The organism is Rhizobium sp. 768_B6_N1_8, assembly GCF_051811225.1.
GTDB lineage: Bacteria > Pseudomonadota > Alphaproteobacteria > Rhizobiales > Rhizobiaceae > Rhizobium.
This window is the reverse complement of record NZ_JBPWPV010000002.1, coordinates 430809-455639: the sequence shown is the minus strand read 5'-3', so window position 1 is coordinate 455639 and position 24831 is coordinate 430809. Positions and strand designations below refer to the sequence as shown.

Sequence of the window (24831 nt, the reverse complement as noted above, 5' to 3'; positions counted from 1 at the left end):
CGTGGCCTCCGATTTACGGGGGTGGTAGAAGTATGTCGTCCACCTCAGAGGGCACCCACATGGCCAGACGCCTCGAAGATGCGCGCATCCTCATGTACAGCCACGATACGTTCGGCCTCGGCCACCTGCGCCGTTGCCGCACGATCGCCCATGCCCTCGTCGAGGATTATCGCGGCCTGAATATTCTCATCATCTCGGGCGCGACGATTGCCGGCGCCTTCGATTACCGCGCCCGAGTCGATTTCGTGAAGATCCCGAGCGTCATCAAGCTTCGCAATGGTGAATATACGTCGCTCGCCAGCCATATCGATCTTCAGGACACGCTGAAGATGCGCGAATCGAGCATTCGTCATACCGCCGAAACCTTCCAGCCCGATATCTTCATCGTCGACAAGGAGCCTATGGGCCTGAAGGGCGAGATTGAGGAAACGCTTGCCTATCTGAAGTCGCGCGGCACCACTCTGGTGCTTGGTTTGCGCGAGATCATGGACGCACCACATCTGCTTGAAGCCGAGTGGAAGAGAAACAGCGTCATGCAGAAGATCGACCAGTATTACGACAGCATCTGGGTCTATGGGCCACCGGATTTCTACGATCCGCTTGTCGGCCTCGACGTGCCCCCGGGGGTCCGCCGCAAGATGGATTTCGTCGGTTTCCTGCAGCGCAGCGTCTCCAAGGGCAAGAACTCGCTGAATGCTCGTAAGGATGACTATATCCTGGTGACGACAGGCGGCGGTGGCGACGGCTCCGATCTCGTTCACGACGTGATGAATGCCTATGAGGCCGACGAGACGCTGACGCAGAAGGCGCTTGTCGTGCTCGGCCCCTACATGCCGGCGGCCGAACGTGCAAAGCTGGTCAAAAAAGGGGAGAAGATCTCCTATATCGAGGTGATCGAGTTCGACAATCACATGGAAGAGTTGATCGACGGCGCGACCGCCGTCGTCGCCATGGGTGGCTACAACACCTACTGCGAGATCCTCTCCTTCGACAAGCCGGCGCTCATCGTGCCGCGCGTCGCCCCGCGCGAGGAGCAGCTTCTGCGCGCCCGCCGCGCCAGCGAACTCGGTCTCATCGACATGCTGCTGCCTGAGCACTCGGCCGACCCCTCCGTCATGGCGGAGACGCTGAAGCGCCTGCCCTCGCGGCTGCCGCCGTCGAAGAGCGGCTGCAACATGCACCTTGAGGGGCTGGATCATATTTCCCGCACCGTTGGCGGATGGCTGGACAGCCGAGGACGCCATCTTTCCCTCGTCGGCGCAGAATAAAGAGCCATCCTTTGCCGCCACGCCGCAAGATCCTCGTTGTGCTGAAAGGCTATCCCCGCCTTTCGGAAACCTTCATCGCCCAGGAATTGCTCGGTCTCGAAAAGGCCGGCTTCGACCTGACGCTGATTTCCATGCGCCGGCCGACCGACAAGAAGCGTCATCCTGTCCATGACGAGATCAAGGCGCGCGTCGTCTATCTGCCGGAATATCTGCACGAAGAGCCGATCCGTGTGCTGAAGGGCCTTTTCGCCGGTTTTTCGAAACCAGGCTTCGGCGCGCTGATGAAGCGTTTCTTCGCCGATCTGCCGCGCGATATCTCTCGCAACCGCTTCCGCCGGCTCGGACAGGCCCTGGTGCTGGCGCGCGAATGGCCTGACAACGGCGAATGGCTGCATGCTCATTTCATACACACGCCAGCTTCCGTGACGGAATATGCGAGCATTCTGACAGGCACGCCCTGGACCTGCTCGGCCCATGCCAAGGATATCTGGACCTCGCCCGACTGGGACCTCGGCCAGAAGCTTGGAAGCGCCCGTTGGGCCGTGACCTGCACCCGCAGCGGCTACGAGCATATGAAAGCGCTGACCGGCCGCAAAGATGCGGTACATCTGAGCTATCACGGCCTGGACCTTGCCCGCTTCGGCCATTTCGCCGGCGAGCGTTCGAACCGCAATGGCAGCGATCCCGCCGACCCCGCCTTCATCCTCAGCGTCGGCCGCGCAGTGGAAAAGAAGGGCTATGACGTACTGTTGCGCGCCCTTTCCCTGCTACCGAAAGAACTGAATTGGCACATGGACCATATCGGCGGCGGCGAGGAGCTTTCCAAGCTGAAGAAACTTGCGGCTGAACTCGGCCTTGCCGAGCGCATCACCTGGAAAGGCGCGCTGGCGCAGGAAGATGTGCTTGAGCATTATCGCCGCGCCGATCTCTTCACGCTCGCCTGCCGCATCGCCACCAATGGCGACCGCGACGGACTGCCCAATGTGCTGGTCGAAGCCTCCAGTCAGCGGCTCGTCTGTCTCTCCACCAATGTCTCAGGCGTACCGGAACTGCTGAGCGATGGTGAGAACGGTCTGGTCGTGCCACCGGAAGATCCGTCAGCGCTTGCAAAAGCACTCGAGACGGCGATCCGTAATCCCGATCTGCGCAAGCGGTTGGGCGACGCGGCCGAGGAGCGCGTGCGCGGCCACTTCGATTATCACTCCAGCATCCGGCAGTTGAGTGGCCTGTTCGAGGCAGAATGGCAGAAGGCGTCATGAGGGCTCCCCGCATCTTCTTTTATGTCCAGCATCTGCTCGGCATCGGCCATATTGCGCGTGCGAGCCGTATCGCCAATGCATTGGTGAAGGATGGTTTCGAGGTAACGGTCGTTACCGGCGGCCTGCCCGTGCCGGGTTTTCCGGGCGAGGGTGTCAGAACAGTCGAATTGCCGCCGGTCGTCGCCAGCAATATCGGCTTTTCCGGTCTTGCTGCTGCCGATGGGAAGCCAGCCAACGAGGAATTCCTCTCCAATCGCCGCGACCTGCTTCTCAAAGCCTTCGACGAGGAAAAGCCTGACGTTGTCATCATCGAGGCTTTTCCCTTCGGGCGCCGGCAGATGCGCTTCGAACTGCTGCCGCTGCTCGAGGCGATCGAAAAGGCCAGCCCGCGCCCGAAGCTTTTGAGTTCCGTGCGCGACATCCTACAAGAAAACCGCAAGCCCGGCCGCGACGAGGAAACCGTCAAGCTGGTCAAGGACCATTTCGACGCCGTGTTCGTCCATGGCGATCCTGACTTCGTGCGGCTGGAAGATACTTTCCCTCTGACAGCTGAGATCGCCGATCGGCTGCGCTATACCGGTCTCGTTGCTCCGTCGCCGGCGCCGGAACCATCCGAGACATTCGACATCATCGCTTCGGCAGGCGGCGGCGCCGTCGGGCTGGAGCTGATCCGCGCCGCGCGCGATGCGGCCGCACTCCTGCCTGCCGATATCAGCTGGCTGCTGATTGCCGGCCCCAACCTTCCCGCAGCCGATTTTTCCGCATTGTCTGAAGATGCACCCGCCAATGTCACGCTGGTACGGTTCCGCAAGGATTTCCCTTCGCTGCTGCGTGGCGCCAAAGTCTCGATCTCGCAGGCCGGCTACAACACGGTGGGTGATCTCCTGCGCACGCAATGCCGCTCGATCCTCATCCCCTTCGTGGCCGCCGGCGAAACGGAGCAGACCGTGCGCGCCGAACGGCTGCAGGCGCTCGGTCTTGCCGAAATCCTACCGGAGCAGGGGCTGACCCTCGACGATGTCAAAGCTGCGGTCGAGCGGGCGCTTGCCGCCCCACCGCGTCCGGCCATTTCCCTCGATCTCGACGGAGCCGCAAAAAGTGCCGCCATCATTCGTTCAATGATCGGCTGAAACCCTCGCCTATTCTAAAATTCATGTGATATAAGAAAAATTCCGGCGAGAATCGGCGTTTCGACATCAGTCCGCTCCGCCTTGTTTTCGTTGCGATATCGGCGGTCTGACTGCATGGTCCTGTACTCGGAGATTCCCCCTTTCCCAGCACCAGGATCGCTGTACGGACTTTTCCCACAGTCTGACGGTTAGCCATGGAAAAAAGCCTCGCGCGCTACATCTGGAAGAACACGCGGCTGCAGCAGCTCTGGATTCTGCTTGTCGTCGCATTTTCCATGGTGCCCTACTTCCTGTCCTTCGACCTGCCGAAGCAGATCGTCAACGGACCTATTCAAGGCGACGGCTTCGAGGGGCCGGGGGCGCGACAGATCTTCATGCATATCGCCTACGACATTCCGCTGATCGGCCATGTCGAATTCTTCAAGGGCCTGGAGCTCAACCGCTTCCAGATGCTGATGGCACTGAGCCTCGTCTTCCTGGCGCTGGTGGTGCTGAACGGCCTCTTCAAGTTCTATATCAATACGTACAAGGGTCGGCTCGGCGAACGCATGCTGCGCCGTATCCGCTTCGAGCTTATCGATCGCGTGCTGCGCTTCCCGCCCGCCCATTTCAAGCGGGTGAAATCGGCCGAAATCGCCACCATGATCAAGGACGAGGTGGAGCCGATGGGCGGCTTCACGGGCGACGCCTTCGTCTCGCCCGCCCTGCTCGGCGGCCAGGCGATCACCGCGCTTGCCTTCATCATCATCCAGAATTTCTGGCTCGGCATGATCGCGGCGGGCATCGTCGGCGTCCAGGCGATCGTCATTCCCCGCATGCGCAAGCGCTTGCTCGAACTCGGCCGTCAGCGGCAGCTGACCGCGCGTGAACTTTCAGGGCGCGTGGGGGAGATCGTTGACGGCATCGGCACGATCCACGGCAACGACACCTCCAACTTCGAGCGCGCCGATATCGCAACCCGCCTCGGCCGCATCTTCTCGATCCGCTACGATCTTTATCAGTGGAAGTTCCTGGTCAAGTTCATCAACAACTTCCTCGCCCAGGTCACACCCTTCCTCTTCTACGCGATTGGCGGCTATCTGGCTCTGCAGGGTCGGCTCGACATCGGCCAGCTCGTCGCCGTCATTTCCGCCTATAAGGACCTGCCCGGCCCGCTGAAGGAACTGATCGACTGGGACCAGATGCGCCAGGACGTGCAGGTCAAATATGCGCAGGTCTACGAGCAGTTCAATGTCGAGCCGCTGATCGACAGCCGCATCCAGGAGCTTGCAACGGCGCCGGTCGCACCGCTGACCAGTGCCTTCGTCGTCACAAACCTCTCTGTCAGCGACGACAGCGGCGCCCGCCTCGTCGACCACGTCTCGGTCGAGATCAAACCGAACGAGACGGTTGCGATCGTCGGGCCGAACGGCAGCGGTGCAGAAGCCTTCGCCGAAGCGCTCGGCCGTCTCGTATGGCCGGATTCCGGTCGCATCACCATCGACGGGCAGGACCTGCTGGATCTGCCGGAATCGATCACCGGCCGGCGCATCTCCTATGCGTCCGCCGAAAGCTACTTCTTCCACGGCACGCTCCGCGACAATCTGGTCTACGGCCTCAAGCATGCTCCGATGAAAGAGCCCGAATATGACGGCAAGGCCGCGCAGGAATACAAATGGCATGTGGCTGAATCGCAGAAGGCCGGCAATCCGACGCTCGATCTCAACAGCGACTGGGTCGACTACGATGCTGCCGGCGCAAAAGGGCCTGAAGACCTGCTGAAGGCGATCCGGCCGGTGCTCGACGCCGTCATGATGTCGCAGGACATTCTGGATCTGGCGCTGCGTTCCACCGTCAACACCGAGGTTCATACTGCGCTCGGCAGCCATATCGTCAAGCTTCGGACGTCGCTGCGCGAGCGGCTTGCCAGGGAAAACCTCGACGCCATCGTCGTGCCCTTCGATTTCGACGCTTACAACACACAGGCGACCGTCGGCGAAAACCTGCTCTTCGGCACGATGAAGCGGCCGCTGATGAACAACCGCCGGCTTGCCGGCCATCCCTATTTCCAGCAGCTCTTCCGCGATACCGGGCTCAGCACAGATCTCTATGCTATGGGCCTGGAAATCGCCGAGAACGCGGTGGAACTCTTCCACGACCTGCCGCCGGATCACCCCTTCTTCCAGCAGCTCACCTTCATGACGGCGGACGACATTCCGACCTACCAGGCGCTGCTGCAGAAGCTGCAGGGCAAGCGCTTCGAGGATGCGACGCCGGAAGACCGGGCAAGCATCATCCGCCTGAGCTTCGCCTATATCGAACCACGGCACCGCTTCGGCCTCTTGACCCAGGCGCTGATGGACAAGATCGTCAGCGCCCGCAAGCAGTTCCACCAGAACATCCCCGACGATCTCGCCGAGCTGATCGAGCGTTACGACATCAGCCGCTTCACGGCATCCGCGAGCCTGATGGACAATGTGCTCTTCGGCCGCATCGCCTATCAGCAGGCCGATGCCTCCGACCGCATCCGCCTCATCATGGGTGAACTGTTCGATGCGCTCGATCTCTATGACGACGTATTGTCGATCGGGCTCGAATTTGACGTCGGCTCCGGCGGCAAGCGCCTGACGGGGGTGCAGCGGCAGAAGCTCAATCTCGCCCGCGCCCTGCTCAAGCGTTCCGACTACTTCATCTTCAACCGGCCGATCCCGGCGCTCGACCAACGCATCCAGGACCAGATCACCCACAACATCATCGAAGGCCTGCACGAGGAAGGCAAGCGCCCGGCGATCATCTGGGTATTGTCCAACGCCAAGCTTGCGGAAATCTTCGATCGGATTCTGCTCTTCAATCGCGGCGATCTTGCCGAGGCGGGCAACTATCCGGAACTTTCCGAGAAAAACGGGATGTTCAAGGAACTGTTATCGTAATATTCTATTGGGGCGGCAGAGACGGCGCTCGCAAGGCGCTTGGAATTGGTTTTTAGCGCATGATCAAGGACCATGCGGCAGGGGGTTATAACGCTCATGCTGTTGAGAGATGAAGTCGAAATGCTGCGGCGGGTGCCGATCTTCTCGAGGATCGCACCGGCGAAACTCAAGCTCCTGGCGTTCACCTCCGACCGTATGACCTACAACGCCGGCCAGAACCTGTTCCGTCAGGGCGATGTTGGCGACGCCGCCTATGTCGTACTGTCAGGCACCGCCGATATCATCGTTTCCTCACCTGCCGGCGAAATCAAGGTCGCCGATGTTGAGGTCAATTCCATCGTGGGCGAAATTGCCATTCTCTGCGACGTCTCGCGTACCGCGACCGTGCGCGCCACCTCGCCGCTCGAAGTCCTGCGCATCAGCAAGGAACATTTCCTCAAGCTTCTGAGCGATTTCCCGGAAATGGCCGTGGAGATCATGCGCGTGCTCGCCGACCGTCTCAACCACACGACTGCCGAACTGACCGCCGCGCGCGCTGCCAAGCAGCCGCAGATGGCGCAGTAGAACCCGAAAATAGATCCCAAACAAAAAGGCCCGCCTGGTTTCCCAGGCGGGCCATTTCGTTATGCCTATGCGCTACTCACGCTGCTCCAGCGCCCTGCTGAATGCAAGAGCCGCCAGCGTGCAGATCGCGCCCGAGAGCAGGTAGTAGCCAACGAAGGGCAGGCCGAACTGGCTCGACAGACTGAGCGCCACCAGCGGTGCGAAGCCAGCGCCGATCAGCCAGGCAAGATCGGAGGTGAAGGCCGCACCAGTGTAGCGATAGCCGCGGCCGAAGCGCGACGAGATGGAGCCGGTCGCCTGGCCGAAGGAAAGGCCGAGCACGCCGAAGCCGATGATGAGGAAGGCGTCATGACCGGTGTTGCCGGCGCCAATCAGGAACGGGCCGATGAAGCTGAAGATCGCAATCAGCACAGCGCAGATCGCAAGCTGCTTACGCCGGCCGATGCGGTCGGCAATCACACCCGAGGCAATGATGGCAACGAAGCCGACCACGGCGCCGATGACTTGCACCACCATGAAGGCACCGATCCGCTGGTTGCCGTAAAGGCTCATCCAGCTGAGCGGGAAGATGGTGACGAGGTGGAACATGGCAAAGCTTGCAAGCGGCACGAAAGCGCCGATCAGGATATCGCGGCCGTGGACGCGCAGCACGTCGAGGATTGGTGCTGCTTCAAGCTCATGCTGTTCCAAGAGCGTGCCGAAATCCTTGGTCATGACAAGCCGAAGGCGGGCAAAGAGCGCGACGACGTTGATCGCGAAGGCGACGAAGAACGGATAACGCCAGCCCCATGAGAGGAAGTCTTCCGGGGAGAGGTTGGCGACAAAGTAACCGAACAGGATACTCGCCAGCGCAAAGCCGATCGGTGCGCCGAGCTGCGGGATCATTGCATACCAGCCGCGATGATTCGGCGGCGCATTGAGGGCAAGCAGCGATGCAAGGCCATCCCACGCGCCGCCGAGCGCAAAGCCCTGCCCGAGCCGGAAGAGCGCCAATAGCGCAATCGACCAGTAGCCGATTTCATCGTAGCCCGGCAGGAAGGCGATCGATGCCGTCGAGCCGCCAAGCAGGAAAAGCGCGATGGTGAGCTTGGTGCCGCGCCCATAGAAGCGGTCGATCGTCATGAAGACGACGGAGCCGACAGGACGGGCGAGGAAGGCCAGTGAGAAAATCGCGAAAGAATAGAGCGTGGCCGTCAGCCGGTCCGGGGCGAAGGGAAAGACGAGTTGCGGAAAGACGAGAACGGATGCGAGGCCGTAAACGAAGAAATCAAAAAACTCCGACATGCGACCGATCACCACGCCGATGGCGATGCTGCCGGGCGAAACCGGCTTGTCATCGTGAATGCGCCGCGCATCCCGCTCCAGCGATGAAGATGATGGTCCTAAATGTGTGGCAGTAGCCATATGAAACGCCTCCCTCGTTTAAGGTGCTTTTTGCAAAGCACCTCAAGCTGATCTTGTTCCATATTTGCAGCTTATCAAGTCCTTGTTGCGCAAATAGTTGACGCCGAATTCTCAAAAATCGATGCGATGGAAAAATCGCGTGATACCTATCCCGACCTATTCCAGAGTTTTATTGGGCAAAGCCACGCTTTTCAGCTATACACGAAGCGGCGCCGGAAAAATTTCCTTCTCACTTTTATCAGGATTTGCGGGGCGCCGTGGAAGCTGACTTCTCCCGCGGTGCAAAATGCATGTTGCACTGCGACCAAAGACCTCATATCGCTCATCGTGCCAGTGCTTTAGTCGGCAATCGAACGAAACAAAAAGAGCTTAGAGACGTGCCAAAACTGCAGAAGTTTTCCCGCCTTCTATTAATCTTGCCGCTGTTTTTTTTGGCAGGATGCAACATGGTGGTCATGTCGCCCTCAGGCGATATCGCCACCCAACAGCGTGACCTCATCATCGTCTCCACGGTGCTGATGCTGTTGATCATCATTCCGGTGATCTTCCTCACACTGTTTTTCGCCTGGCGCTACCGGCGCACCAATGCGGCCGCGGACTACGCGCCCGAATGGCATCATTCCACGCGCCTTGAAATCGTGATCTGGTCGGCGCCGCTCGCCATCATTATCGCGCTTGGCGCCGTCACCTGGATCTCCACGCACAAGCTCGATCCCTACCGCCCGCTCGACCGTATCGATACGGACCGTGCCATTCCGGCGGATACCAAGCCGCTGACCGTCGAGGTGGTGGCGCTCGACTGGAAATGGCTATTCTTCTATCCCGACCTCGGCATTGCGACGGTCAATGAGCTAGCAGCTCCCGTCGACGTGCCGATCGACTTCAAGATCACCGCCTCCTCGGTGATGAACTCCTTCTTCATCCCCGCCCTTGCCGGCCAGGTCTATGCCATGCCCGGCATGCAAACGAGACTGCATGCCGTCATCAACAAGGAAGGCGAGTATGACGGCTTCTCCGCAAATTACAGCGGTGAAGGCTTCTCGCACATGCGCTTCAAGTTCCACGGACTGAACCAGCAGGGCTTTGATGCCTGGGTTGCGCAGGTCAAGCAGCGCGGCACGATGCTCAACCGCGACGCCTATCTGAAGCTCGAAAAGCCGAGCGAAAAGGAGCCGGTGCGCTATTACGCCGGCGCCGATGCTGATCTTTACGACGCGATCCTTAACATGTGCGCCACGCCCGGCAAGATGTGTGCGAGCGAAATGATGCACATCGACATGATGGGCGGCGGCGGCAAGGAAAGCGAAGAAAACCGCGAAAAGCTGACCTACGACAACCGCCATGCCGAGGAAGGCACCGTCGAACCGGCGGCCGCAGCCCCAGCTACGGAAGCGCCCGCTGGCGCCGATGGCAACAGCATGCAGAACATGCCCGGAATGGACATGCAGCATGACGGCCATTCCATGCCCGGCATGAACAATGGCGGCACTCCGGCGCCGGCTCAGCAACAACAATAACAATTAACCTGGCGCTTTGCGTCGCAAGACATAATGAACGGGTTGTTCCATGTTTTCCAATCCTGACCTCCTGAAGTTCATCTTCGGCCGGTTGACCCTCGACTCGATCCCGTATCACGAGCCGATCCTGGTCGTGACCTTCATCGGCGTCGTCATCGGCGCCATCGCGGTGCTTGGCATCATCACCTATTTCAAGTTCTGGGCTTCGCTCTGGAGCGACTGGATCTGCAGCGTCGATCACAAGAAGATCGGCATCATGTACGTGATCCTGGCCGTCATCATGCTTTTGCGCGGCTTCTCTGATGCCATCCTGATGCGCGTGCAGCAGGCGATCGCCTTCAACGGTAATGAAGGCCCGCTGCCGCCGCACCATTACGACCAGATCTTCACCGCCCACGGCGTCATCATGATCTTCTTCGTGGCGATGCCCTTTGTCACCGGCCTCATGAACTTCGTGGTGCCGCTGCAGATCGGTGCCCGCGACGTTTCCTTCCCGTTCCTGAACAACTTCTCGTTCTGGATGACGACGGCGGGCGCGATCATCATCATGATCTCGCTCTTCATCGGTGAATTCGCTCAGACAGGCTGGCTCGCTTATCCGCCGCTCTCGGGCGCCGCCTATAGTCCTGGAGTCGGCGTCGACTATTACATCTGGGGCCTGCAGGTGGCCGGTGTCGGCACAACGCTGTCAGGCATCAACCTGATTGCGACCATTGTGAAGATGCGTGCCCCGGGCATGACCTTCATGAAGATGCCAGTCTTCACCTGGACCGCACTCTGCACCAACATCCTGATCGTCGCTTCCTTCCCGATCCTGACCGCAACGCTCGCTCTCCTGTCGCTCGACCGCTATGCCGGCACGAACTTCTTCACGAACGACCTCGGCGGCAATCCGATGATGTATGTCAACCTCATCTGGATCTGGGGCCACCCGGAAGTCTACATCCTGGTTCTGCCGGCCTTCGGCATCTTCTCGGAAGTGGTCGCAACCTTCTCCGGCAAGCGCCTCTTCGGCTACGCTTCGATGGTCTACGCCACCTGCGTGATCATGATCCTCTCCTACCTCGTCTGGCTGCACCACTTCTTCACGATGGGTTCGGGCGCTTCCGTCAACTCCTTCTTCGGTATCACCACGATGATCATCTCGATCCCGACAGGGGCGAAGATGTTCAACTGGCTCTTCACCATGTATCGCGGCCGTATCCGCTACGAGGTGCCGATGCTTTGGACGGTCGGCTTCATGGTGACTTTCGTCATCGGCGGTATGACCGGCGTCATGCTTGCCGTCCCGCCGGCCGACTTCGTGCTGCATAACTCGCTATTCCTGATCGCCCACTTTCATAACGTGATCATCGGCGGCGTTCTCTTCGGCATGTTCGCCGGCGTGAACTACTGGTTCCCGAAGGCCTTCGGCTTCAAGCTCGATCCCTTCTGGGGCAAGATGAGCTTCTGGTTCTGGCAGATCGGCTTCTGGTTCGCCTTCATGCCACTCTACGTGCTTGGCCTGATGGGCGTCACCCGCCGCATGAGCCAGTTCGACGATCCGTCGCTGCAGATCTGGTTCATCATCGCTGCCTTCGGCGTTGGCCTGATCGCGCTTGGCATCGCGTCCTTCCTGATCCAGATCGTCGTCTCCTTCATGAGGCGCGAAGAGCTGCGCGACGACAGTGGCGATCCGTGGAACGGCCGCACGCTGGAATGGTCGACCTCTTCACCGCCGCCGGATTACAACTTCGCCTTCACGCCGGTCGTGCACGATCACGACAGCTGGTACGACATGAAGAATCGCGGCTATGAGCGTCCGCTCGGCGGCTTCAAGCCGATCCACATGCCGAAGAATACCGGCACCGGTGCGATTCTGTCCGCCATCAGTATCGCGCTCGCCTTCGGCTTGATCTGGTACATGTGGTGGCTGGTGGTCGTCTCAGCCGTTGCCATGCTCGTCGTCGCGATTGGCCATACCTTCAACTACAACCGCGACTTCTATATCCCCGCGGATGAAGTCACCGAAACGGAAGGCAAGCGCACGCAGTTGCTTGCCGAACAGGTGTAAGAGACCATGAGCGATCATACTATCGACACGGCCCAAAAGCCTGAATTCTATCTGACGGAAGACCATCATCCGGAGAACAGCACCAATCTGGGCTTCTGGCTCTATCTGATGAGCGATAGCCTGATATTCTCAGTGCTGTTTGCCACCCATGCCGTGCTCGGCCGCAGCTATGCAGCCGGCCCTTCGCCGGCCGATCTCTTCGATCTGCCGCTGGTCGCCATCAACACCTCGATGCTGCTGCTCTCCTCAATCACCTATGGCTTTGCCATGCTGCAGATGGAGCGAAACGCAAAGGCGGAAACGCTGTTCTGGTTGGCCGTAACCGGCCTTTTCGGCGCGGCCTTCCTCGGCCTCGAACTTTACGAGTTCGTGCACCTCATCCACGAGGGCGCCGGTCCGCAGCGCAGCGCCTTCCTGTCGTCTTTCTTCACGCTGGTCGGTACGCACGGTCTGCACGTCACCTTCGGCATTATCTGGCTGATCACGCTGATGGTGCAGGTCTCCATGCATGGCCTACATGAAGCCAACCGCCGCCGTCTGATGTGCCTTTCGATGTTCTGGCACTTCCTCGATGTCGTCTGGATCGGCGTCTTTTCCTTCGTTTACTTGATGGGAGTTCTCGGATGAGTTCGCAAGCACCTGCACATGAGGATGCCCACGAGGCTCACCACGGCCACAGCCATGGGCACCAGGCCGGTCACGGCAGTTTCAAGAGCTACGTGACGGGCTTCATTCTCTCCGTCATCCTGACTGCCATCCCCTTCTGGCTGGTCATGGGAGAGGTCTTCGCAAATCATGTCGTGACCGCCATCTTCGTGATGGTGCTCGGCGCCGTGCAGATCGTCGTTCACATGATCTTCTTCCTGCACATGAACACGAAGTCGGAAGGCGGCTGGACGATCATGGCGCTGATCTTCACGATCATCATCGTCGCCATCGCTCTCTCGGGTTCGCTCTGGGTCATGTATCATCTGAATACGAACATGATGCCGATGAGCCCTGAAATGATGAAGAACATGCCATAAAGGCAAAGGAACGGGCGGCGGCAACGCCGCCCGTTGCGGTTTACCTATGACCGATATCTCTTCCGACCAACAGGACAGGCCGCGTTCGGCCTTAACCCTTGCGATCCTTGGGCTCGGCCTTCTGGCTCTCGTCGCCGCCCTGATCGCGCTCGGCACCTGGCAAGTCTATCGCCTCTCCTGGAAACTCGATCTCATCGCTCGCGTCGATGCGCGCGTCCACGCCGAACCCGTCACCCCGCCGACTCGCGCCGACTGGGGCAAGGTCAGCGCCGCCGATGACGAATACCGGCGAGTGACGGCTACAGGCACTTTCGAAAACGACAAGGAAACGCTGGTCACAGCATCAACAGCGCTCGGCACCGGCTATTGGGTGCTGACGCCGTTCAGGCTCGCGGACGGCAGCGCGATATCAATCAATCGCGGCTTCGTACCGACCGACCGTCGCGACCCCGCCTCACGGTCGCGAAGCCAGATCACGGGGCCGACAACCGTCACTGGGCTGATGCGCATGACCGAGCCGAAGGGCATCTTGCTGCGCTCCAACGATCCGGCTGCCGACCGCTGGTATTCGCGCGATGTCGCAGCCATCGCCGAAAAGCGTGGGGTTGCGGACGTTGCCCCCTTCTTCATCGACGCTGACGCGACACCCAACGCCGGCGGCTTACCCGTCGGAGGGCTGACGGTCCTCGACTTTCCGAACAACCACCTTGTCTATGCGATCACCTGGTATGTGCTGGCGATCATGGTGGCGGGGCTGCTCGTCTATATCGTGCGGAATGAAGTCAGGCTTCGCAGAATGTCTTAACGACAGATCTATTGGGCAATGCGGCTGATCGCCTCCGCAAGCTGCGCCTGTGAGAAGGGTTTACCGAGGCGCGGTATATCGATAATGCCAGAACCCTCAGGAATCTCGGCAAAACCAGTTGCGAGGATGATCGGCATCTTCGGCCACTCTCTGCGGATTGCCAGCGCAAGCTGCGAGCCTGTCATGCGCGGCATGGCATGATCGGAGATAACGAGATCGACGTTTTCGTTGCGAAGAATATCGAGCGCGTCGGTGCCGGCCGTCGCCTCGATCACCGTGTGGCCGAGATCCTGCAGCATCAGCGCGGTATTCATCAGGACTAGCCCGTCATCATCGACTGCAAGAATGCGTAGCGGCCGTGAGTTATTTGCGGCTTCGGGCACGGATTGTTCAGGCTGTTCAACAATGTTTTCGGCTCCCGTAACAGGAAACCAGAGTTCAGCTGTCGTACCTTCACCGAGCCGACTTTTCAGCACGAGCCTGCCGCCGGACTGACCGGCGAGCCCCTGCACCATGGAAAGGCCGAGACCCGTTCCCTTGCCGACGCCCTTGGTCGTGAAGAACGGGGTCACCGCCTGTTTCAGCGTCTCTTCGTCCATGCCTTCGCCCTCATCGGCAACAGCGACGCGCACATAATGGCCGGCCGGCATGGTACCGCCGCCAGACACGACCTCTTCAGTGGCTTTGATCCTAATAAGCCCGCCGCCAGGCATGGCGTCGCGGGCATTGACGACGAGGTTGAGCACTGCCGTCTCAAGCTGTGCCGGGTCAGTCGCGATCGTCGGCAGGCTCTCGGGAAATTCGGTTTCAAGCGAGGAGACCGGCCCGAGGGATCGCGCGACCATGTCCATCATGCCACGCAGAAGCTCGGAAACATCGATCGTCTCCACCTGCAACTCCTGGCGGCGGGAAAAGGCGAGCATGCGCTGGGTCAGCGCCGCGCCGCGCTGGGCGCCGAGCATGGCATTGTCGACAAGCGGCGACAATGCAGGGTCCTGCGGCATGCGCTTCTTGAGGATTTCGAGGCTGCCCAGCACCGCCATCAGCAGATTGTTGAAGTCGTGCGCGATGCCGCCGGTCAATTGGCCGATCGCCTCCATCTTCTGTGCCTGGAAAAGTTCTTCGCGGGTCCGCTCCAGCGCACGCTGTGTCTCCATCTTCTCGGTAATGTCGCGGGTAATCTTCGCAAAGCCGATAATCTCGCCGAAATCGTCCTTGATCGCGTCGATCACGATACTGGCCCAGAAGCGGGAGCCGTCCTTGCGCTGGCGCCAGCCCTCCTTTTCGAACCGTCCGTCGCGGCTGGCGGTGGCCAGTGCCTGCTGAGGCAACCCGTTAAGGCGATCCTCATCCGTGTAGAAAGTGGAGAAGTGTCGACCGATGATCTCTTCCGACCTATAACCCTTGATGCGTTCGGCACCGGAATTCCAGCTCGTCACGTTGCCTTCGGGGTCGAGCATGTAGATCGCATAATCGGAGACGCCCTGAACGAGAAGGCGAAATTGCTCTTCGCTGCGCTTCAATGCGTTCTCTGTCGCCTTGCGCTCCGTCAGGTCACGGGTGATTTTGGCAAAGCCGATCAGCTCGCCCGAGGAATGGCGGATCGGATCGATGATGACATGTGCCCAGAAGCGCGTACCATCCTTGCGCTGGCGCCAGCCCTCACCCTCGAAGCGTCCCTCTTTCGTGGCAATCGCCAGGGCGCGGGCTGGCAGGCCGGCTTCGCGATCGGCATCGAGATAAAATCGGGAAAAATGCTGGCCGAGGATTTCGGAAGCGCGATACCCCTTGAAACGCTGGGCGCCGGAATTCCAGCTCGTCACATAACCTTCGGGGCTCAGCATATAGATCGCGTAGTCGGTGATTGCATCGACGAGCACCCGGAAACGTCCCTCGTCCCGAAGAGACGTATCATATCGATCCACCGCTTCCATCTGCCCCTCTAAGCGATTTACCAGCGCACTATAACGCCGGCTCGGGCCGATGGTTCCCGCTGAAACGACGAATTCCCTCAGACCGCCTGGCTCTGCGGATAGAAGCGTTCCGCAATTCGTTCCGACGCCGAATAGGCCTGCGTGACGATTTCAGGCACAAGATCGATGTCCGGCAGGCTGCCGAGGCCGAGCGGGCCGACCGCAAAAAGCCCATCGATCGACAAGCCGTCGTCCAGGAACGTTTCGCCGCGGGCATTGACCGCCAGTCCAAGCGCAAGCTCGTCAGGCATAGCGAGACGCGCCGCGAGCAAGCTCTGGATCAGAGGAGCAGAAAGATCGGGCGCATGGCAGCGGCAATCGATGATGCGTTCGGCGTGGATGACCTCCTCGCTCGACGAACCGGCCGGCGTGAAGAACAGGCCGCTGAAACCTCGACGCCCGGCGCGGCCGCGCCTGAGCACCGTGCGGCCTTCGGCAAGCTCCCGCTTGAGGCGCAGATGCATGGTCTCCGGCAGGCGGTTGCGGTGACTGTCATAGATCGCCCGCAGATGCCGGTTAAACTGCCGCTTCTCACGCGCCGGCAGCGATCGCCAGAGCGAACGGGCGTGTCTGCGAAGGCCGTTCATGACCGACTGCCAGCTTCGCCCCTCTTCTTCCGCCTCGCGGCAGGCCTGGCGGATGAAGCTGACAATGTCAGGCAGGCTTTGCGGTAGCGCCTCAGCGGGGAAGACCGGATCGGCGGAATTCGGCGTATGGCTCTGCGGCAGGAAACCGTGCCGTGAAATGATAGTTACCTGCCCGGCATACCCGGCGTCGCGAAGCTGCAGCAGCTGGTCCACGACGCGAATGCCGCTGCCGAGCAGCACTGTATGCGGCCGAGCGACGAGGCGCTGCGCCCTGACCGGTGAAACCTCCTGCTCCTCGGCCTCGGGTCGAGGCAGGCCGTATCCTGTCGCGAGGATCACGGTATCGAAAAGCGGATTAGACGGATTGGCGCTTTCAAGCAGGAATCGGCTGCCATGGCTCCTGCGGATCGCCACGACCGGATCATGGCAAACCTGGACGGTGATGTCCCGGCGGGCAGCGAGCGCTTCTGAAAAGCGCTGGTAGACGTAGTCGCTGAAGATTTCCCTGGGTACGAAGATCTGCCGGAAACCGGGGATTGCGGCTGGCACGGCGGCGCGGAATTCGGCGTTGCTACAGAGCCAGTCGTTGAAATCGTCGGGATCGCCGAGCGAAACGGAGAGATCACGCACCCGCGTATTAAGGATGGTCGAGGACCTTGCTGACGCCAACGCCTGGCCGCCATTGACCGTAGAGTTCGGATCGAAAAGCTGGAGGTGAAACGGCGTGCGCACAGTGCGCATCAGCGCCACCGCCATCATCATGCCGGAAAACCCGCGGCCAACGATCGCAATGCGCGGCACGGCGGAAATCTGGGCAGCCGCATTCGCCTTGCCGGAAAAAAGTCCCTGAACCGTCATCTCAACTCCCTTGCGGCTCATCCGCATGTGTCTCGATCAAGGTTTCAACGCAGAACATTTGAAGCCCTGCGTTGGGCAGGTTCATGCGGCCATGCAAAACGTTCGCCGCTAAATCGGGTTCCATTCGGAACCATTCCAGGCCGGAGAAGACATTCTCAGTCCGCCCCATAGTCTATTAAACTAGTCGTGTATGAAAGCGCGAAAAGCGCATGGTGGCAAGAAGTTTATTTTACCACCTACCCAACACCCTGATCCAAAATGGAAAATGGGGTCCGAGCCTATGCGAGGATTTCGGCGGCGAAGGAAAAACGCACCGTTTCGCCCGGAGCAAGCACCTTTGTATAGGGGCGACCCTCCAAATCGTCCGGGCCGCCATTTTCTGCAGCCGTTCCGTGCCAGGGCTCAATGCAGAGAAAGGGAGCGCCAGGCTTGGTCCAGAGCGCCAGATTGGGCAGGTTCTCGAAGCTGAAATGCATGGATGGGCCGCCTTCAGCCTTATATCGCAGGCCGGGGCCTGCGCCTTCCGGAAAGATCATCGCATCCTGCTCGAACATAGAATGGCTGAGCACCAGGCTGCCGGACTTGAAGGGCGAAGCAAGTTTCTTCGGCGAGATCAGACCGCCCTCAAGCCTGACGAGTGCCGGCTCGGCGCCATTGTCCAGCGTGACTGTATGCGGCTTGTTCTCGGCACCCGGCAGCGGCCAGCGGAAAGCAGTATGAAAGCCGATACCGAAAGGCATCGGCCTGATATCGCGGTTGGTGACTTCGGCAGCAACGGTCAGGGCTCGGCCTTCGACGCTATGGATGACGGCCAGCAGGAAATCGAAAGGATAGACAGCCTTCGTCGCCTCTGAAGCGGCAAGCTCGTATCGGCAGCTCGCTTCGGACCAGGACGCCAGCGCAAATTCACTGCGACGGGCAAAGCCGTGCTGGGCCATCGGTGCGCTGTGACCGCCAACCTTTAGAATGTCGTTCGGTGCCTTGCCAACCATCGGAAACAGGATCGGCGAACGGCCCGTCCAAAAGGCGCCATCGCCGTTCCAGACCCAGGAGCGGCCGTCGCTGGATGTCAGCGCCTGCATTTCGGCGCCGAGCGAGGAAACGTCAACAGTGAGAAACTGATTTGCGATCCGGACCGTGGATGACATCGAACGCCCTCTTCGTGCTGGTTGGCGAGCGGACCATACATGCGCGGCACACGGATTTCCACTGGCGATGCGCCGCTACGGGACTTTCGTTTCCCGGCAGAAAAATGCGCCTGCTGCGTGCAGTCGGCAGGCCCCAACGGTAGCGTTACCGTCCAATGCGAGGAAGGCTCACGTAAAAATAACCGACTGGTGAATTCTTTACTTGAACCCCCTGTCGGAATCGGCAAATGTGGGTGCGCTATCAATCCCTTCATGGATTTGCCTTCTTTCCGGGCCACTTGGTCCGAGCACACATCTATTGGAAAAAATACCGTGAGCAGCGATGCGTCTATACGCGCGACGAAGCCTTCGGCTTCGATGGCGCTTGCAACCGCGGCAGGGTGGGGCAAGGGCCTCTACACACTGTTCCGCATCACCGTCATGGCCTTCCGCCATCCCTGGCAAGCCGGCCTCGCCATCGGCGCTACCCTGATCGCCTCCACCTTCCAGCTTCTGATCCCCCGCCTGCTCGGCCAGGCGGTCGACCATACGCAGGTGGCGCTTCACGGCGGCACGCTCGGGCAGCAGGCGCAGGACGCACTGTTGACAACGGCGCTGCTTCTGCTTGGCGCCAGCGTGCTGCGCGGCATCTTCACGATGATCCAGAACTACTACAGCGAATCCGTCGGCCACCACATGGGCTACGAACTGCGCCTTGCCTGCTATGAAAAAATCCAGCGCCTCTCCTTCTCCTTCCATGACAGCGTGCATTCGGGCGACCTGATCACGATTGGCCTGCTCGATCTGGAGGGCGTGCGCATGTATTTCTCGACCGCCCTCGTGCGCGTCTTCCTGCTTTCAATGCTGATCGGCATCGGCGCCTATATGCTGTTGACGACGGATGTCGTGCTCGGTCTGCTGGCGCTCTCCTTCGTGCCCTTCGTCGGCTGGCGCTCCTCGGTCACGCAGCTTCGCCTGCGCGCCACCTGGCTCGACCTGCAGCAGCGGCTTTCGGTGCTGACACGCATCATGGAAGAGAACCTCGGCGGCATCCGCGTCGTGCGCGCTTTCGCAGCCCAGGACCACGAACTGTCGAAGTTCGAAGAAGCCTCGAAGAATGCGCTGGAACTTGCCCACCAGCGTGTTGGCATCCGCGTCATCAATACCAGCGCCATGACCTTTTCCTTCTTTGTGGCCATGGGGCTGGTGCTGTGGGTTGGCGGCGGTAAGGTGCACTCCGGCGAGATCACCGTTGGTACGCTGGCCTCGTTCCTTACTTTCATGACCATCCTGCAGATGCCGGTGCGGCAACTCGGCCTGATGGTCAACGCCTTCGCCCGTGCGTCGACCTGCGGCACGCGTCTCTTTGACCTTCTGGATCTCGAAATCGCCGTGCGCGACGCGCCGGATGCGAAGGAGTTGAAGATAACAGACGGCACGCTGCGCTTCGAGAATGTCAGCTTCGCCTATCCGAGTTCGCCGATGCATGAGGTACTGCACGACGTGAGTTTCGAGGCAAAGCGCGGCGAGACGATCGGCATCGTCGGGCCGCCCGGCAGCGGCAAGTCGACGCTCGCGCACCTGATCCCACGCTTCTACGATGCGACCGCCGGCAAGATCACCATCGACGGGCAAGATATCCGTAAGGCCACGCTGCAGTCGCTGCGCCGCTCCGTCGCCGTCGTGCAGCAGGATTCCTTCCTCTTTACCACGACGATCGAGAACAATATCGCCTATGGCGATCCCTGGGCCAAGGAAGGCCGCATCGAGCGCGCCAGCGAAAGCGCGCAGCTGCACAACTACGTGCTCGGCCTGCCGACGGGCTACGGCACCGTCGTCGGCGAGCGCGGCGTATCGCTCTCCGGCGGCCAGCGCCAGAGGCTTTCGATCGCCCGCGCGCTGATGCTCAAACCCGCTGTGATGGTGTTCGACGATTCGACCGCAGCAATCGACGCGGCGACCGAACAGCGCATCCGCAGTGCCATGCGCCGCTATGCCGCCGACCGCGTGACGATCATCGTCGCCCATCGGCTTAGCTCGCTGATGCATGCTGACAAGATCTTTTTCATCGAGGACGGCCGCATCGTCGAGCAGGGCACGCATGACGAGCTCCTGACGCTCGGTGGACGATACAAGGCACTTTACGATTTGCAGGTGCGACCGGGCGACGACGCTTTGAGCGCGTAAGAAACCGGCGCAGGAGGAAACAAGATGGCCGAGGAACTGGAAACCGAGCGTGCTGACGTTCGCGAGGATGGCAGACGCCCGCCAAGGGCGGTCGTCGGATCGCAGCGCGTCGAAGAGGAAATCTTCGGCAAGGTCTTCGATTCCAACATCGTCAAGCGCATCTGGGCCTTCGTGCATCCCTACCGGCGCGATGTCATTTTATCGGTGATTTCGGTGTTGGTCTTCACCGGCATGCAGCTTCTCATTCCGCTGATCATCCGCTATGCCATCGACCATGGCATGCAGCCGGACGACAGCGGTTCCGCACTGACCTTAGCGATCGTCGCCTTCCTGATCGCCATCCTCATCAACTACGGCGCCAGCTATTGGCAGGAAACGCTGGTTGGCGGCGTCGCGGAAAACGTGCTCTTCGATATCCGCAAGGCGATGTTCTCCCATCTCCAGCGCGTATCGCTCTCCTTCATGGACAAGACTGAAGTCGGCCGGTTGATGTCGCGCTTGCAGGGCGACGTCAACTCGATGCAGGAATTCCTGGAAACCTGCGTACTCTCGGTCGGCGATATCTTCCTGCTCTTCGGCATCGTCTTCGTAATGCTCTATCTCGACTTCAAGCTCGGCTTGCTGACGCTGTCCGTACTCCCGGTACTCTTCGTCGTGCGCCTGTTCTGGCTGCCGCTCGCCCGCAAGTCCTTCATGGCGGCGCATGAGACGAACTCAGTGGCGAACGGCGCGCTGGCCGAAGCGATCCATGGCGTCCGCGCCGTCCAGAGCATGGACCGGCAGGAGGTCAACTTCACGCTTTACGATGACAAGGCGCATGCCAACCTGCTGACGCATCTAACGGCAGCCCGTTACGCCCAGATCATGGTGCCGATCGTCGACACGCTGACAGGCATCGCCATGGCGCTCGTCATCGTCGTCGGCGGTGCGCGCGTGTTGAACCAGGCGCTCGACGTCGGTGTGCTCGTCGCCTTCCTCTTCTACATCCAGCGCTTCTTCGACCCTATTCGCTCGCTGACGCTCCAATATTCGGTCATGCAGCGCGCCATGGCATCGGGCCAACGGTTGACCGACGTGCTCGATGTGCCGGTCGAAATCAAAGATGCTCCGGATGCCAAGGTGCTTTCACCCGACATGGACGGCTCTGTCGAATTCCGCGATGTCGTCTTCGGCTATAATCCCAAGCATCCGGTGCTCAAGCATGTGAGCTTCAGGGTCAATCCCGGCGAGACGGTCGCTCTTGTCGGCCCGACCGGTTCGGGCAAGTCGAGCTGCATGTCGCTGATCCACCGCTTCTATGAGGTGCAACAGGGACAGGTCGTGGTCGGCGGCCATGACGTGCGCGAGCTGACGCAGGATTCTCTTGGCCAGCAGATCGCCATGGTGCTGCAGGAGCCCTTCCTCTTCACGGGCACAGTTTTCGAAAACATCCGCTATCACAAGACGGAAGCCACCCGTGAGCAGGTGATCGAGGCTGCCAAGGCCGTCGGTGCGCACGACTTCATCATGCGCCTGCCCTTGGGCTATGACAGCATGCTCGGCGAGCGCGGCGGCAATCTTTCGCTCGGCCAGCGCCAGCTTCTCTCCTTTGCCCGCGCGCTAGTGGCGGACGCCAAGATCCTCGTGCTCGACGAGGCGACAGCCAATATCGACAGCTATACGGAGATGCTGATCCAGAGGGCATTGGTAAAGCTGCTCGAAAACCGCACCGGCCTCGTCATCGCCCACCGCTTGGCAACGATCCGCGAAGCCGATCGCATCATCGTGCTGCAGAATGGCGAAATCGTCGAAAGCGGCAATCACCAGCAGCTCATGAAAAACGGCAAGCTTTATTCAAAGCTCTATAACCTCAACTACGCTTCCTTCGACGATATTCCCGAGGACGTGCTGGAAGAGACGGTGACGGAATCGGCGACCTGATGATTTACGACACGCAACATGACACTGCGACATGAAACATGACATTTTTGCCATCCGGCGAAGTCGCCGATGCGGAACGCCAAAAACGATCGTAGAGAGGTCACCAGCCGGACCGGTAACGGATTATCTGAGCCAAGTATCGGCCGCCAAAGCGTCAGGCCGGCCCCGGTCAAATCTAGGTCTGGTCTCCTACCGTCACCTCGATCAGTTGTTGATGCCGCAGCGAGGATCGACAAGACACCCCATCTCCAAGTAGATGCCAGCGATTCTCCGGGCCGCGAGTCAGGCTGGTCTTGCAGACCCGCCTGCAGTGACGGGGGATGGTCATCCCAATGCATGGCGTACCCCTCGGCCCCTACGCTCAGCTTGTTTGCCCCTTACCGGCAGCGCCTTGATTCTAACGCGACAACCTGAGGCGCAAACCTGATTGGGCCCGCGGCCCGATGCCATCGGCGGGGAGGGTCGCGTCCCACGATGGTCAGCACAGAAGTGTCGGGCTCCCTCAAGCAACACGATGCTGGGCTGTCTGCCGCGCTCGATGGTCACGACCTGTTCAAAATCGTCCGGTCGCTGTCCTCTTCCAAATGGAGTGGTGCAATCAGAAGCCTGTTCGAAAATCAGTTTCGAGGGATCACCGAAATCCGGATGAAGGCTCGCGCCTATGGACTGAGGGAGATGCCAGCTCTGCTCCCTGAGATGAACTTGGGACCTCGGCCTCAATATGATTGGCGACGCCGAAACGCCAAGGAAGCCCAGGCTACTTGACGGGTCGGTTGTCGCTTGCAAGCTGATTTGTGAAGCTCCTAACGTAAATCAGGAGCTAAGCGATGACGAGACCGTACCACGACACCAGCGGATATGCCGAACTCAAAGCGGCACTGGCAGGCACTCTCTTGCAGCGAGGGATACTGGAGACGTTTGTTCCCTGCCGCAGGACGCTTGAACCGTGCACTGCGGAAACATGTACGAACACATCTGGCGTGATAAAGCCGAAACCCCTCTCGTCATTGAAGAATTTGATTGTTCCAGTTGCCATCTGCTAGCTCCAACCAATGCCGCTCGCATGCAAGTTTTAGCCGACGATTATGAGATGCGCGCAATCGCCCTTGACGCCAACCCGTGTGAAAAACCTCGTTCTCCCGAGGTTGACAGGGCTTGATCTCTACACGAGCCTGATGGGAGACAAACGACGAAAGGCGATCTGCAATGAATACTCATCGCGAAGCTGAAGCGTTGGAAAGTGCACTCCTAGACGCGCTCGGGGACTACATTCGCTCAGTCGCGTCGTCGGAACCGAACTTCGGGCACGCTGCCGCCCTCCTGAAGCACGGACAAGAATTCCCAGCGGGAATTCGCAAGCCCGTATGGCTGCGCATGGGCGCACGTGGTGCCTGCTTCAATAACGCAACCATTAATGCCATTCAGCGCGAGGACGTATTCTATGCTGAGGGCTATGCAATCGACGGGAATCTGCCAATCCCGATCCACCACGCATGGCTGGTCAACGAGGCTGGTGAGGTCATCGATCCGACGTGGGGCGATACGATTGATCACGTCTATTTCGGGATCGCGTTCGATCGATCGTTCGTGCTGGAAACCTTGGCCGCAAACAACAACGAGCCCGGGATCCTCGTAAATCTCAATTTGATGCGCCGTCGTCTGCGCGCGCCCGAGGCGATCGAGCGGTCGATCGCGGAAGGGCAGGTAAGAATTACGGCAGTTCAACAGGCTGCGGACTCTTTTGCTCCAGCGTGATCCACGAGCTTCGGCTGAGTGCAAACCCGCAGAGCGAAAGCGCCCCCGATCAGGCGACCGCCCCAGGGATGTCGAAAACCGAACCCATCCGCGGACTGAACAGGCGTTCGTAGGTCTTCATCAGGCCCATGTCGATCATCGCAGCTACTTGGTCGCAGATGATCCTCATAGGATTGGCGTCGGCTCAGTAAGCCTTGAAGACCGATGACGGCAGTAGGCATTCCGGATCGGACATCAAGACCTCGAATACCGGGACGACCTTGCTCTGCCCCTTGAATTCAAGATGCTGGACCGAAGGGCTCCTGATCACCTTCCTAGCGACGGCATCCTTCAGGGCATCCAGAAAATGCCGCTGGGGCTCGGGCAGCGAGACCCGGTAGCGCAGCAGAGGATCTTCAAATGAAGGATCAGTCTCAACGCGGCAGTGAGTGATGAAGTGATGCACGAGGCGGTTTACTTACCGCTTGCGCCTTCCGAGCTCACCCATTCC

At 60.0% G+C, this 24831-nt stretch carries 18 protein-coding genes and 2 pseudogenes; 14 read left to right on the top strand and 6 right to left on the bottom strand.

Features of this window, described 5'->3' with window-relative positions; translation table 11 throughout:
* Positions 1-59 precede the first annotated feature (59 nt).
* The 5 genes from AB8B33_RS26375 to AB8B33_RS26355 all read left to right on the top strand — a co-directional run bounded on the left by AB8B33_RS26375 (position 60) and on the right by AB8B33_RS26355 (position 7130).
* Complete coding sequence (locus tag AB8B33_RS26375) at positions 60-1268, top strand: glycosyltransferase family protein (RefSeq protein WP_439017631.1); 1209 nt, start codon at positions 60-62, stop codon at positions 1266-1268.
* A gap of 11 nt (positions 1269-1279) precedes the next feature.
* Positions 1280-2527 (top strand): glycosyltransferase family 4 protein, encoded by a 1248-nt coding sequence (locus AB8B33_RS26370; protein ID WP_439017630.1) that lies wholly within the window; start codon positions 1280-1282, stop codon positions 2525-2527.
* The gene (locus tag AB8B33_RS26365; RefSeq protein WP_439017629.1) at positions 2524-3657 is read left to right on the top strand and encodes a glycosyltransferase family protein; all 1134 of its coding nucleotides are present in this window, start codon (positions 2524-2526) and stop codon (positions 3655-3657) included. Before AB8B33_RS26370 ends, AB8B33_RS26365 begins: the two co-directional genes overlap by 4 nt.
* Before the next feature lie 194 nt (positions 3658-3851).
* Positions 3852-6566 (top strand): ABC transporter transmembrane domain-containing protein, encoded by a 2715-nt coding sequence (locus AB8B33_RS26360; protein WP_439017628.1) that lies wholly within the window; start codon positions 3852-3854, stop codon positions 6564-6566.
* A 96-nt stretch (positions 6567-6662) separates the two neighbouring features.
* Positions 6663-7130 carry a cyclic nucleotide-binding domain-containing protein gene (locus AB8B33_RS26355; protein ID WP_025669918.1) on the top strand — a complete coding sequence of 156 codons (468 nt, stop codon included), beginning with the start codon at positions 6663-6665 and terminating at the stop codon, positions 7128-7130.
* Between the two features lie 72 nt (positions 7131-7202).
* Here AB8B33_RS26355 and AB8B33_RS26350 read toward each other — a convergent pair whose 3' ends face one another.
* Positions 7203-8534, bottom strand: a complete 1332-nt coding sequence (locus tag AB8B33_RS26350; protein WP_439017627.1) for an MFS transporter — start codon at positions 8532-8534, stop codon at positions 7203-7205.
* Between the two features lie 377 nt (positions 8535-8911).
* On the opposite strand from AB8B33_RS26350, the pseudogene cyoA reads away from it, so the two are divergent.
* The 5 genes and pseudogenes from cyoA (at position 8912) to AB8B33_RS26325 (ending at position 13934) form a co-directional block, all read left to right on the top strand.
* A pseudogene (gene cyoA / locus AB8B33_RS26345) lies at positions 8912-10058 on the top strand (ubiquinol oxidase subunit II).
* A 42-nt stretch (positions 10059-10100) separates the two neighbouring features.
* The gene (cyoB, locus tag AB8B33_RS26340; RefSeq protein ID WP_439017626.1) at positions 10101-12104 is read left to right on the top strand and encodes a cytochrome o ubiquinol oxidase subunit I; all 2004 of its coding nucleotides are present in this window, start codon (positions 10101-10103) and stop codon (positions 12102-12104) included.
* A 6-nt stretch (positions 12105-12110) separates the two neighbouring features.
* A complete protein-coding gene (gene cyoC, locus AB8B33_RS26335) occupies positions 12111-12731 on the top strand; it encodes a cytochrome o ubiquinol oxidase subunit III (RefSeq protein ID WP_439017625.1) in 621 nt (206 codons plus the stop codon).
* Positions 12728-13129: a cytochrome o ubiquinol oxidase subunit IV gene (cyoD, locus tag AB8B33_RS26330; RefSeq protein ID WP_025669824.1), complete on the top strand. Its 402-nt coding sequence runs from the start codon at positions 12728-12730 to the stop codon at positions 13127-13129. Before cyoC ends, cyoD begins: the two co-directional genes overlap by 4 nt.
* Before the next feature lie 46 nt (positions 13130-13175).
* Entirely contained in the window at positions 13176-13934 is a 759-nt protein-coding gene (locus tag AB8B33_RS26325) for an SURF1 family protein (RefSeq protein ID WP_439017624.1), read from the top strand.
* Positions 13935-13942: 8 nt separating this feature from the next.
* On the opposite strand, the gene AB8B33_RS26320 is transcribed toward AB8B33_RS26325, so the two are convergent.
* From AB8B33_RS26320 to AB8B33_RS26310, 3 genes are all read right to left on the bottom strand, one after another.
* Positions 13943-15868: a PAS domain S-box protein gene (locus AB8B33_RS26320; RefSeq protein WP_439017623.1), complete on the bottom strand. Its 1926-nt coding sequence runs from the start codon at positions 15866-15868 to the stop codon at positions 13943-13945.
* Positions 15869-15945: 77 nt separating this feature from the next.
* Positions 15946-17352, bottom strand: coding sequence for an FAD/NAD(P)-binding protein (locus AB8B33_RS26315; RefSeq protein ID WP_439017622.1), 1407 nt, complete (start codon positions 17350-17352; stop codon positions 15946-15948).
* 278 nt (positions 17353-17630) lie between these two features.
* Positions 17631-18500: an aldose 1-epimerase family protein gene (locus AB8B33_RS26310; protein WP_439017621.1), complete on the bottom strand. Its 870-nt coding sequence runs from the start codon at positions 18498-18500 to the stop codon at positions 17631-17633.
* 312 nt (positions 18501-18812) lie between these two features.
* Between AB8B33_RS26310 and AB8B33_RS26305 the strand changes: the two genes are divergently transcribed.
* The 3 genes from AB8B33_RS26305 (at position 18813) to AB8B33_RS26295 (ending at position 23351) form a co-directional block, all read left to right on the top strand.
* Positions 18813-20666: an ABC transporter ATP-binding protein gene (locus AB8B33_RS26305; protein ID WP_439017620.1), complete on the top strand. Its 1854-nt coding sequence runs from the start codon at positions 18813-18815 to the stop codon at positions 20664-20666.
* 24 nt (positions 20667-20690) lie between these two features.
* Positions 20691-22586: an ABC transporter ATP-binding protein gene (locus AB8B33_RS26300; protein WP_439017619.1), complete on the top strand. Its 1896-nt coding sequence runs from the start codon at positions 20691-20693 to the stop codon at positions 22584-22586.
* 474 nt (positions 22587-23060) lie between these two features.
* Positions 23061-23351 (top strand): hypothetical protein, encoded by a 291-nt coding sequence (locus AB8B33_RS26295; protein WP_439017618.1) that lies wholly within the window; start codon positions 23061-23063, stop codon positions 23349-23351.
* A 145-nt stretch (positions 23352-23496) separates the two neighbouring features.
* On the opposite strand, the pseudogene AB8B33_RS26290 reads toward AB8B33_RS26295, so the two are convergent.
* Positions 23497-23622, bottom strand: a pseudogene (locus AB8B33_RS26290) (cold-shock protein); the annotation flags it as partial.
* 170 nt (positions 23623-23792) lie between these two features.
* Here AB8B33_RS26290 and AB8B33_RS26285 point away from each other — a divergent pair.
* Positions 23793-24341 carry a hypothetical protein gene (locus tag AB8B33_RS26285; protein WP_439017617.1) on the top strand — a complete coding sequence of 183 codons (549 nt, stop codon included), beginning with the start codon at positions 23793-23795 and terminating at the stop codon, positions 24339-24341.
* Between the two features lie 184 nt (positions 24342-24525).
* On the opposite strand, the gene AB8B33_RS26280 is transcribed toward AB8B33_RS26285, so the two are convergent.
* Positions 24526-24786: a hypothetical protein gene (locus tag AB8B33_RS26280; protein ID WP_439017616.1), complete on the bottom strand. Its 261-nt coding sequence runs from the start codon at positions 24784-24786 to the stop codon at positions 24526-24528.
* Between the last annotated feature and the right edge of the window lie 45 nt (positions 24787-24831).

Excerpts from the sequence above, each read along its gene's own strand:
- AB8B33_RS26350 (WP_439017627.1), bottom strand. The coding sequence starts at position 8,534 with ATGGCTACTGCCACACATTTAGGACCATCATCTTCATCGCTGGAGCGG.
- AB8B33_RS26310 (WP_439017621.1), bottom strand. The coding sequence starts at position 18,500 with ATGTCATCCACGGTCCGGATCGCAAATCAGTTTCTCACTGTTGACGTT.
- cyoB (WP_439017626.1), top strand. The coding sequence starts at position 10,101 with ATGTTTTCCAATCCTGACCTCCTGAAGTTCATCTTCGGCCGGTTGACC.
- AB8B33_RS26295 (WP_439017618.1), top strand. The coding sequence starts at position 23,061 with ATGGTCAGCACAGAAGTGTCGGGCTCCCTCAAGCAACACGATGCTGGG.
- AB8B33_RS26300 (WP_439017619.1), top strand. The coding sequence starts at position 20,691 with ATGGCCGAGGAACTGGAAACCGAGCGTGCTGACGTTCGCGAGGATGGC.
- AB8B33_RS26360 (WP_439017628.1), top strand. The coding sequence starts at position 3,852 with ATGGAAAAAAGCCTCGCGCGCTACATCTGGAAGAACACGCGGCTGCAG.
- AB8B33_RS26285 (WP_439017617.1), top strand. The coding sequence starts at position 23,793 with ATGAATACTCATCGCGAAGCTGAAGCGTTGGAAAGTGCACTCCTAGAC.
- AB8B33_RS26365 (WP_439017629.1), top strand. The coding sequence starts at position 2,524 with ATGAGGGCTCCCCGCATCTTCTTTTATGTCCAGCATCTGCTCGGCATC.
- AB8B33_RS26375 (WP_439017631.1), top strand. The coding sequence starts at position 60 with ATGGCCAGACGCCTCGAAGATGCGCGCATCCTCATGTACAGCCACGAT.
- cyoD (WP_025669824.1), top strand. The coding sequence starts at position 12,728 with ATGAGTTCGCAAGCACCTGCACATGAGGATGCCCACGAGGCTCACCAC.
- AB8B33_RS26325 (WP_439017624.1), top strand. The coding sequence starts at position 13,176 with ATGACCGATATCTCTTCCGACCAACAGGACAGGCCGCGTTCGGCCTTA.
- AB8B33_RS26355 (WP_025669918.1), top strand. The coding sequence starts at position 6,663 with ATGCTGTTGAGAGATGAAGTCGAAATGCTGCGGCGGGTGCCGATCTTC.
- AB8B33_RS26315 (WP_439017622.1), bottom strand. The coding sequence starts at position 17,352 with ATGACGGTTCAGGGACTTTTTTCCGGCAAGGCGAATGCGGCTGCCCAG.
- cyoC (WP_439017625.1), top strand. The coding sequence starts at position 12,111 with ATGAGCGATCATACTATCGACACGGCCCAAAAGCCTGAATTCTATCTG.
- AB8B33_RS26320 (WP_439017623.1), bottom strand. The coding sequence starts at position 15,868 with ATGGAAGCGGTGGATCGATATGATACGTCTCTTCGGGACGAGGGACGT.